Below are 9,104 nucleotides of genomic sequence, written 5' to 3' on the forward strand. Positions count from 1 at the left end.
AGTTATCGGGACAATTATGTCCAAGCAGGGAAATAGAGTGGCACACGTAGCGTATATTCGAGTTAGCTCAATCGGTCAAAATACAGCACGTCAATTAGCTGACGTTGGAATTACTTTTGACAAGGTGTTTGAAGACAAGGCGAGCGGTAAGGACACCAATCGTCCACAGCTTCAAGCGATGCTCGAATACGTAAGAGAAGGCGACACGCTACACGTCCATTCAATTGACCGCTTGTGCCGATCACTTGACGATTTGATCAGCACCGTTAAGGACTTAAACCAAAAAGGCGTAGCTGTACGATTCCATAAAGAGAGAATGGAATTTACGGCAGACAAGACAAACGCAACGAATGAATTGATGCTAGGCATCTTCGGTGCAGTAGCTCAATTCGAGCGAGCATTAAGCGCAGAGAGAAGAATGGAAGGAATAGCCAAAGCGAAGGAACGTGGCGTTTACCGAAAGGAACGGACGAAAAAGATTGAGTACGAAGAAATCTACAAACGTCACGTAGAAGGCAACAAGGACGGCAAAAAATTATCCTACCGACAACTAGCTAAGGAGTTAGGCGTAGGACATGCCACAGTTGAGCGAGCAATCAACGCTTGCAAGCCAAAAGAAATTACAGCGACCGCATAACAGCGGTCACAAGGACAAAGCAATGCAACGGACAGCAAAGCAAATTTTCAAGATCAACGATGCAGCGAGATACCTACGCCATGCACTACCCGAAAAAGATCATCGGGCATGGTGGGGCTATCTCAAATGGAATCCAAAACGGTGGCAGGAACAGGACGGTATTTTAATAAACTTCACTGAGGTAGATCGTAAAGCGATCTACACAAGGTCAGACCTTGAAGCATTCATTTCAGCGTATACAAAGGTGGTGGCATGATGGACGTGATCTTAAAAGACAATACAACAGCGGACGCCGTGGCAGTCATGCCCGAAGTGATTCAAGAGGTGGTGCGGAATGCCCTTGAAAATGCGGAAGGTTTAGACCTCGACACCGAAGAAGGTCTTGAGCATACGGTTTGGCAGATCATTGACCATTACGACATAGTGACGCAGGGCGAAATCAAGATGAACTTTGATGAAGTGTACCGAGAGTTGCAAGCCCAGCTCTAAACGTAAACACACCAACGAATAACAAAAAAGGAAGTGCGACAACACTTCCTTTTTCTACATTAACGCAGTCGGCAAAACTGAGCTGATGACCTCTAAACTACGGTCATTTTAGCATAATTTGCTTAAGTGAAACACAAGGTAAAGTATGGACAATCAACAATATTATTCACCGAAAGAGCGTGAAGAAATCGAGAAAGGAACTGCCGATCTTGAGGCTTTCCTTGCACAGATGGGGCAACCGAATACCATTACTACAACAACGCCAACAGCGGAGATGAACGACCTTTTAGACGCATATCAAGAGCGTCTAATTGATAATGTTAAGGACGCTGACCTCTACCAAGACATCAACGTTGTACCTTTCATGTCTGCCAAGATGAAGGCGGTGATTGATTGGTTTGATCTTCGGTTCACCGTAGATCCAATGCAATGTACTTTTTACAACGATCCTAAGGCTCGAAGTTATATTAAGTCCTTTATCACACGTCACACAGGTACAAGGCATTACGTTGCAACTGATGAGAGTGATATTAGCCAAGATGGAGCATCATTCACTATTCGATTGCATGACATTCGCAATGCCAAAGAACTTGGCAAAATCACTGGTTTATTGCATAGCCAATACGGTGCAAACGTTGAGATGATGACTATAGAAGCAATTGAGCTGTCATTTGATCTCTATGGTGGCAATAGTTTGGCTATGGTTATCAAGTTGCATAAAGCGATGCAGTATCCACAGACAGCTCGTTTGTTCAGAGTCTATAAGACCACGAGAAAAGACATTCCGACTTCAGTTGGAAAGCTGTATGAGTTGATAGAGGACGGATACAACATCGGTGTGGGTGATCATCGCTTCGATGAGTTCTGCGTAAGAACCTACTTCAAGAGAACTGACAAGGGCGGTAAATCTTTACCTCAAGAAGAACATAGAGCAAGAATTGAAGTGACCTTGAAAGCGTCTGTATTCGATAAAGAACAAGTGGATCGAAGCATCACGAACTTGAAACAGGTCATTGCTTCGGGATTCAAGAAGATGCAATTTACCAAGTTAAGCCGAAGATCCACCGAGTATGAAAAGGATACCTATTACACCCAAGTACAAGCATTTGGTAAGGAACAGCCCGAAGCACTTAGCCAAAGTAGGCACAAGCGTACTTTGCCTGATTCGATTGAGGTTTACGGTGACTTCAATGAAGCCAAAAGGACAGCGGTGAAGGCACTTGTGAAAAGGTTCTGATTCGCAAATTTCGGAACACTTTTGATTGAGGTCAAATCCTACCTAAGCTATGTATCGCTTGGAATAGGGTGGATTTCTGCACATTGAAGTCACCTAATAACACTAGGTATAGATATATACATATTATTGACTAATCTACGAGAGGATGAGCGATAGCGAATCCGAACGCAAAGACACCAACGAACTACAACACACCGATCAGATTGGCTCCGCTCACGCTACGCCAATCTTCACCCACTACAGCCTAATGCGATCAGTCAAACGTCATGGCTTTTCATCCTTGCTCCGCTACCGCTATGCAAGCCTTCATACCATGACTGAACAGAGTCTATTTAATGAGCGATGTCTTATCAGCGGTAGAAGTGCCCCAATGGATACCATTCAAAAAAATCGGAGTTCTGGCGCAGTTCTTATATTTACTTAACAGAAATTTAACATCATGCGGAGATACCGACGAAATACCGACAACAGGAGTAAAGGAGTAATTACTTACCGACTTACTCCCAGCTTTGCGGTCATGGAGATAGTTTGCGGTAACTAATCCTGTGGATCTTCTTCTACTTCAATCAGTTCATGCTGTTGGGTTTCACCACGCTTGAGCTGTTCGATTGAACGTTTCAAATGCTCAGTATTAGCAGGTGTAGATAGCAAATATTCGGTCTCGTCCATTTCAACCTCCATTAGTTATTTTTAGCTTATCACAGGGCGGTTTAGAGGAAGGTAGATGGATTCCTAATCTTAAGCCTCAAAGTGGCTTACAACGCAAATGGTGCGGTCGTGTGAGGGAATTATTGAGTGTTGAAAACTTATTATTATTTCAATCAACATTGAAGTTGTGTTACAAATACAGCAGACATGAAAAAACCCGACGACTTTGAAACTTGGCGGTAACGAGTCAATCGGGTTTGAATCTTTAAACAACAATAAGGGGATTAATCCGTCTTGTGTCTGTAGTCCATTTTACAGACAGATGCGGATTACTCAAGTAGTAAACGCATGGAATATACAAAAAGTCACTCAGTAGCGACGAAAAAACAGCCTGAAATGCTGACTCACCAACAGTTAGACTTGTTCAACAGCCTACCGAACAAGCCGTACTGCATGGATGAAAAACCTGGGTACATGCTTATTCGTACCAAATCTATTGCTGTTAAAAAACCATATATCCAAGTAAACCCCCCTTTGATGACGATTTACTTTGTCTTTGATGACGACAAAGTAGACTCGGCTTTGTCGTGGTTTGACGCAGGTCTGCCACAGCCATTTTGGACGACACAGAACCCACTTAACGGTCATTGTCACCACTGCTACAAGCTTGAAATACCACTTTGCACAAGCGAGTTTGCGAGCGTAAAAGCGATCAAGTATGCACAGGCGGTGTACTACGCTTATGCACTCAAGATGGGTGCTGATCTTGGCTATTCACAACTAATCACCAAGAACCCATTGCACCCACAGTGGCGGACAACCTATTGGACTAAGCAAGCCTATTCGCTTGATTATCTTGCTGACTTTGTAGACCTACCGAAGAAACTACCTAAAAAGCTCGAAGTTGTCGGCTTGGGACGTAACGTTACAATGTTCGAGAAGGGCCGTCATTGGGCGTATAAGGCCATTAGAGACTATATGCACCATGACACTAGCCATGAGTGGGAAAAGGCCGTCAGAGCGCAAATAGAAGCGATTAATAGCGGGTTTGAACAACCCTTACCTTATAGCGAAGTAAAAGCGACAGCTAAGAGCATTGCTAAGTGGGTATGGCAACGATTCAGCTATGGTAATTTCAGTGAGATACAGGCAAAGCGTGGAGCTAAAGGCGGTAAAGCTAAGGGATTGGCTTATGCCAGCAAGCGTGAGCAAGCAACGCAATTGAAGGCAAATGGCATGAATAACACACAGATTGCGAAACAACTTGAAGTTAGTCGGGTGACAGTTAGCCGATGGTTTAATGGGTGTAACAATAGCCTTATCAGATAACAGCCTTTAGAAGGCTGTTATCTTTAGCCTTACAACATGTTTTTATACAAAGCATAGCTTATTGTGTTGTTTATAGCGCTTTCTCGTTTGCTATCTTTATAGTCACTTCGGATTATTGAACCGTCGACTCGTTTTATCGTTATTGAGTAAAAATCAACTATCATTGATCTATCTGCATATTTACTAATATCAACCCAATTTTCAGCTTTTATGTTTGATGATAATAAAAGTAATGTAAGTAAGATATATTTCGTATTTTCTTAGATTCATTAGTAGCATGGTACTATGTAGCCATAGCTGTTGTAGCAAATAGATGGCTTTGGTGCTGTAGATTTACCTAATTTTTCCCAAGCTTCTGCGTTATCTTTAGCTTGTTGTCTAGAGATTTGGTAGGCCTCTATCTGTTGTCTATCTGCAGGGCGTAGAGTTTGTCCAGTTGGCATTCCTCTATTATAGCAGTAGAGAGTGTCAGGATCGTTGTCATAGTAGTTGTATTGCGTGCAATTAGGTGGGACATAGTAGACTTTACCGTTATGAGGTACAGTTTGGAGGCCTACCGTTGAGCAAGCTGTAATAAAAATGAATGGAGAAAGAGCTAACAATTTTTTTAACATGTCATCAATATTTCGGAGAAATTTTTTTTAAATATTAATGTAATGAAAATATTAGTCTAGCGTTATAAGTAACCTTTAGTATAGTTTGTATACAAAACATACAATCCAAATACATCATGAAAGCGCTATCGGTAATTGAACTTGCAAAACTATACGGTCTAAATCGACAAAGCATCTATAAGCGTATAAGTAAAGGCGATCTCAGCAAGAACAGTGACGGTAAAATAGACCTTTCGGAAGCCATTCGAGTCTTTGGTGAGCCATCACAGCGAATAAATCAAAACGTCACGCTACAGTCACATGCGACACAAAAGTCGGCAGAACTAGACATCATGCGACAGCAGGTAGACATGCTTCAAAAACAGCTTGAGCTGGCACAAGAGCGTGAAAAATTTCAACGTGAACAATTACAGGCTAAAGACGAGCAAATCGAGTCTTTACAGCGGTTACTTGGCGCACCTAAACCACAGCCACAAGCTGAACAGGTACAGGAGCTGACACCTGAACCAATTCAACCTACACTAGAACCAACGCCTGAGCCTAAGCCGATCATTCAGGAAGAACAGCCTGAACCACAGAAACGCCGTAGCTTGTTTGGTCGAGTGATACGTGCGGTATTGGAATAAATTATAAACGTAGCGTGATGAGAGAGAAATTTGGTGGAAATAATTTTACTTATAGCAATTATATTAATCGTACTTTACTTAATAATTTCTAGATATTTTAGACGGCACAACAGGGCTACTGAGCGGACATTACGACCTATTCGTGAATGGATTATTTTAGCTCAAAGTGTAACTCCATCTGAAAAGGATGTTATGTGCTACAGTCTGATCTTACAGGCGGGCTTAATATTAGATAAATTGAATGTAATAGAACATTCTGAATTTAGAAAAATTGTTACTATTCAGGGTTTTAACAACACAAATTTTGTTTATATGGTTTTTAATTCTGCATTAACGGTTCTTCCCGATTCATGGCTTCAGGAAATGGCTACACCTGACAACCAAGTAAGAGTATTTTTTGCTCAATGTTTAATTGGAATTATGGAGAAAGGTGTATCAGGACATACAGGAGTTGAGCTAATTAAGATTATCGCTGAAGAGTCCAGACGTGATGTTCTTGAATGGGAAATTCCAGTTTTTTAAGGAGATCATTATGACAATTAGTATTGAATATGCAAAAAAATTGCGAGAAGAATGGATTGTAAAAGGTAGCCCTTTATGTGATCACCGTGAGTTAAGAAAAGAAAAATCAAAAACAGGTATTGATACTGGTGACTATGTTTGTGCTACATGCGGAGAAGCAAAGTGGGGAAATAATTGGAACAAAAGAACAAATCTAGATGCTTCTACGTGAATGGATGAGTAGAACTACCCACTTAATTTAATTTCATGCACGTAGACGCTTCACTGAAAGCCAAAAGTCCGCCTAGTTGCGGACTTTTTTATTGTCCCAAGGGTATGCTTAATAGTCCGCTTGATTACAACGAATTAAAAGGCATTGCTAAATCAATTGCTCGTTGGGTATGGAATAAGGATGGTGAAGCACAAGCACGCTTTTCCGCTGTGCAGGCACACCGTGGGAAGTTGGGAGATTCAAGCCCAGGTGGTAAAGCTAGATCGGCTCAATTCGATGATAAGCGTGAGCAGGCAAAGGTATTACATATGCAAGGAATGAAGAAGGCACAGATTGCCGAATTTCTTAACGTATCACGCATGGCGGTGCATCGTTGGTTGAATGAAAAAGTGTAACAGTGCAAGCCTAAATCAAGATACTCCCCGTAAGGGAGCTTTTGGCGAAGCCAATAAGCGACCGAGCGGGTTTATTAAATTAAGTCATAAAGGATTTATATGTTTTCTTTTTTTAAAAAAACAAAACCGAAACAACTGGACACCGAAACTCTGTGTTTCAAAGATAATGAATCCGCTTTCCAGTTTGCTTTAAACACTTTTGGTTCAGTTGATGATGATTCTCTTGTGCCTGAACAACTTTATTTTGCAAGGTTACTAGAAGATTATCGGGGCGTAGATCACAACAATGATTGTGTCTACATTGAATTGCCTACAGAAGACAAAACTTCGTTGTGTTTTGCCATTTTTCCAAAGAATCATCCAGCGGTATATCCCAAAGGTACGTTAATACTTTTCACACCCGTTCATCGGACTACGATTGATATGATTGAATCATGGTTGGGGGTTGTAAATGGGGTAGTTGAACCGACCTTTAACCCTAAGAAAGGTTGGAAATTTAAAGATCGATTCATTCAGAATTAGCGGTATAGGTAAATCTGTTTGCTATGGACGTGTAGCGTTACTTATTGAACTTTCAACGTAAGTGCCTTGAGTACCTGTGTCTTTAACAACACAGCTGAACCCTTTGTCGGGTTTAGCACCGTATGCACCTCGAATCTCTGTTGATGTATCGGTATAAACAGTATAGCGGCTACCAATCTGTGATTGAACGTAGTACCAACAAGAACTCATTGAATCATGTGTAGAGCGGTCGTATCGGTCAGATTCACATCCTATCAATGTGATAGCCGATACGGTAAGTAAAGTGAATATAAATTTTTTCATCGTAAATATTTAATTACATTAGTTTTAGTAAAGCCAATCCAGAATAGATAAGAATATATAGCCTTACAATTAAACTTTAATGTAATCTAGTTCACAAAGTAGACAACCAATAAAACAACATGAAAACACTATCGGTCATTGAACTTTCCAAGCTGTACGGCATGACACGCCAAGCCATCTACAAGCAAGTAAATAAAGGCAATCTAACAAAGAATAGTGATGGCAAAATTGACCTTGCAGAAGCAATCCGTGTCTTTGGTGAACCGTCACAACATGGCAACCGTTCACAGACAACCGTAACACCAAAGTTGTCGGAAGTTCACCTACTTGAACAACAGGTTCACATGCTTCAAAAACAGCTTGAGGAAGCCAAAGAACTTGATCGTTTTCACCGTGAAGAGTTGAAGGCTAAAAATGACCAATTGAATGCTAAGGATGAACAAATTGAATCCTTACAGCGGTTACTTGGCGCACCTAAACCACAGCCACAAGCTGAACAGGTACAGGAGTCAACACCTGAGCCAATACAACCCCCACCCCAACCAACGCCTGAGCCTAAGCCGATCATTCAGGAAGAACAGCCTGAACCACAGAAACGCCGTAGCTTGTTTGGTCGAGTGATACGTGCGGTATTGGATTAATTCATAAAGGAAGACTTATAGATGGATAGAAGGAGGCTGGAAAATTAAAGCCAAATGGATTGGTCAATGATGAATCTTGACCTGCGCAAGAAAAGTATCCGCTATTTTCATATAAGATGGTCGAAATTTCGGAAAAAATCTTATAATCCAAAATTGAGCCATTTAAAGCGCAACGAAGGTTGTGCTTTTTTTGTGCCTGAAAACTTTTGAAATACCTTCAAAGCCACTCAAAAGTTATAAAAGCTATAGACGAAGCCCGCAATCCAAAGCGGGCTTTTTTGTGCCTGAAAGAAAGGAGAATGACGCAATGACTTAGATTGTAAAAAGTACTTTATACAACGAAGCAATGTAGCAACACATTGCGTAACAGCAGAAGATCCGCCCTAAGAAGGCGGATTTTTTTATGGAAGCAATTTCACCTCCATTGTGATGTGACCCCCTGTAGGGTTGGCGATATTACACAGCAAATCGCATCATTTTTTTGGGCTTAATTCTAAATAGATAAATAGAGATTGAAACAATAGTTTAGAGGTTGAATAACATGAAATTATCGAAGAATGTTTGGAAAGTTATTTTTGCTTTACTTGCCGTCATGTTCCTTGCCGTTGGTTGTGATACCTACGTGAAAGCACAAGGACAAGGTTGGTCATTTGAAGCTGGGGCATCAGCCAAAGCTGAAATCAAGCGAAAATAAGAATCCAAGCAGTGCGTACGTGAATGAAAGTGGACAACTCTCTTGAGAATCTATTTTCATTCACGTACGTGGCTTAGGTTTTGGTGTGCAATTGATCCCCTTTGCGGTTCAGGTGGTATTTCAAGGATTTTTTGATCCGCAAGGGTATACGTAGATGAGACGTCTCAGGCATAAGTAAAATTGTCTCATTTATTGTTGCATTTTATTATCTGAGACAGTATTATTCACTTCTAAGA

The 9,104-nt window shown here is 41.1% G+C and carries 13 protein-coding genes; 12 read left to right on the plus strand and 1 reads right to left on the minus strand.

What is annotated here, in order from left to right; translation table 11 throughout:
* Positions 1-37: 37 nt before the first annotated feature.
* The 4 genes from AC4MCD_RS14400 to AC4MCD_RS14415 all read left to right on the plus strand — a co-directional run bounded on the left by AC4MCD_RS14400 (position 38) and on the right by AC4MCD_RS14415 (position 2,363).
* A complete protein-coding gene (locus tag AC4MCD_RS14400; RefSeq protein WP_419295330.1) occupies positions 38-637 on the plus strand; it encodes a recombinase family protein in 600 nt (199 codons plus the stop codon).
* 22 nt (positions 638-659) lie between these two features.
* Positions 660-893 carry a hypothetical protein gene (locus AC4MCD_RS14405; RefSeq protein WP_491876878.1) on the plus strand — a complete coding sequence of 78 codons (234 nt, stop codon included), beginning with the start codon at positions 660-662 and terminating at the stop codon, positions 891-893.
* The gene (locus AC4MCD_RS14410; RefSeq protein WP_491876879.1) at positions 890-1,126 is read left to right on the plus strand and encodes a hypothetical protein; all 237 of its coding nucleotides are present in this window, start codon (positions 890-892) and stop codon (positions 1,124-1,126) included. Before AC4MCD_RS14405 ends, AC4MCD_RS14410 begins: the two co-directional genes overlap by 4 nt.
* Positions 1,127-1,271: 145 nt before the next feature.
* Entirely contained in the window at positions 1,272-2,363 is a 1,092-nt protein-coding gene (locus AC4MCD_RS14415) for a hypothetical protein (RefSeq protein WP_491876880.1), read from the plus strand.
* A gap of 537 nt (positions 2,364-2,900) precedes the next feature.
* Here AC4MCD_RS14415 and AC4MCD_RS14420 read toward each other — a convergent pair.
* Positions 2,901-3,032 (minus strand): hypothetical protein, encoded by a 132-nt coding sequence (locus AC4MCD_RS14420; protein WP_491876881.1) that lies wholly within the window; start codon positions 3,030-3,032, stop codon positions 2,901-2,903.
* Positions 3,033-3,359: 327 nt separating this feature from the next.
* On the opposite strand from AC4MCD_RS14420, the gene AC4MCD_RS14425 reads away from it, so the two are divergent.
* The 8 genes from AC4MCD_RS14425 to AC4MCD_RS14460 all read left to right on the plus strand — a co-directional run bounded on the left by AC4MCD_RS14425 (position 3,360) and on the right by AC4MCD_RS14460 (position 8,868).
* The gene (locus AC4MCD_RS14425; RefSeq protein WP_491876882.1) at positions 3,360-4,340 is read left to right on the plus strand and encodes a replication initiation protein; all 981 of its coding nucleotides are present in this window, start codon (positions 3,360-3,362) and stop codon (positions 4,338-4,340) included.
* A gap of 730 nt (positions 4,341-5,070) precedes the next feature.
* Positions 5,071-5,580, plus strand: a complete 510-nt coding sequence (locus AC4MCD_RS14430) for a plasmid replication DNA-binding protein (RefSeq protein ID WP_491876873.1) — start codon at positions 5,071-5,073, stop codon at positions 5,578-5,580.
* Positions 5,581-5,613: 33 nt separating this feature from the next.
* Positions 5,614-6,102, plus strand: a complete 489-nt coding sequence (locus AC4MCD_RS14435) for a hypothetical protein (RefSeq protein WP_491876874.1) — start codon at positions 5,614-5,616, stop codon at positions 6,100-6,102.
* A gap of 10 nt (positions 6,103-6,112) precedes the next feature.
* Entirely contained in the window at positions 6,113-6,313 is a 201-nt protein-coding gene (locus tag AC4MCD_RS14440; RefSeq protein WP_168395983.1) for a hypothetical protein, read from the plus strand.
* A 35-nt stretch (positions 6,314-6,348) separates the two neighbouring features.
* Positions 6,349-6,708, plus strand: coding sequence for a helix-turn-helix domain-containing protein (locus tag AC4MCD_RS14445; RefSeq protein WP_491876875.1), 360 nt, complete (start codon positions 6,349-6,351; stop codon positions 6,706-6,708).
* Positions 6,709-6,807: 99 nt separating this feature from the next.
* Complete coding sequence (locus AC4MCD_RS14450) at positions 6,808-7,230, plus strand: hypothetical protein (protein WP_491876876.1); 423 nt, start codon at positions 6,808-6,810, stop codon at positions 7,228-7,230.
* A gap of 422 nt (positions 7,231-7,652) precedes the next feature.
* Positions 7,653-8,174, plus strand: coding sequence for a plasmid replication DNA-binding protein (locus tag AC4MCD_RS14455; RefSeq protein ID WP_491876877.1), 522 nt, complete (start codon positions 7,653-7,655; stop codon positions 8,172-8,174).
* Between the two features lie 541 nt (positions 8,175-8,715).
* Positions 8,716-8,868, plus strand: a complete 153-nt coding sequence (locus AC4MCD_RS14460) for a hypothetical protein (RefSeq protein ID WP_157799969.1) — start codon at positions 8,716-8,718, stop codon at positions 8,866-8,868.
* Positions 8,869-9,104: the final 236 nt, after the last annotated feature.

The sequence above is a fragment of the Acinetobacter sp. CAU_H_78 genome, assembly GCF_058599365.1.

What these genes read in the sequence shown, in the direction of transcription:
- AC4MCD_RS14430 (WP_491876873.1), top strand. Translation starts at nt 5,071, where the DNA reads ATGAAAGCGCTATCGGTAATTGAACTTGCAAAACTATACGGTCTAAAT.
- AC4MCD_RS14420 (WP_491876881.1), bottom strand. Translation starts at nt 3,032, where the DNA reads ATGGACGAGACCGAATATTTGCTATCTACACCTGCTAATACTGAGCAT.
- AC4MCD_RS14450 (WP_491876876.1), top strand. Translation starts at nt 6,808, where the DNA reads ATGTTTTCTTTTTTTAAAAAAACAAAACCGAAACAACTGGACACCGAA.
- AC4MCD_RS14425 (WP_491876882.1), top strand. Translation starts at nt 3,360, where the DNA reads ATGGAATATACAAAAAGTCACTCAGTAGCGACGAAAAAACAGCCTGAA.
- AC4MCD_RS14405 (WP_491876878.1), top strand. Translation starts at nt 660, where the DNA reads ATGCAACGGACAGCAAAGCAAATTTTCAAGATCAACGATGCAGCGAGA.
- AC4MCD_RS14455 (WP_491876877.1), top strand. Translation starts at nt 7,653, where the DNA reads ATGAAAACACTATCGGTCATTGAACTTTCCAAGCTGTACGGCATGACA.
- AC4MCD_RS14460 (WP_157799969.1), top strand. Translation starts at nt 8,716, where the DNA reads ATGAAATTATCGAAGAATGTTTGGAAAGTTATTTTTGCTTTACTTGCC.
- AC4MCD_RS14410 (WP_491876879.1), top strand. Translation starts at nt 890, where the DNA reads ATGATGGACGTGATCTTAAAAGACAATACAACAGCGGACGCCGTGGCA.
- AC4MCD_RS14445 (WP_491876875.1), top strand. Translation starts at nt 6,349, where the DNA reads ATGCACGTAGACGCTTCACTGAAAGCCAAAAGTCCGCCTAGTTGCGGA.
- AC4MCD_RS14440 (WP_168395983.1), top strand. Translation starts at nt 6,113, where the DNA reads ATGACAATTAGTATTGAATATGCAAAAAAATTGCGAGAAGAATGGATT.
- AC4MCD_RS14415 (WP_491876880.1), top strand. Translation starts at nt 1,272, where the DNA reads ATGGACAATCAACAATATTATTCACCGAAAGAGCGTGAAGAAATCGAG.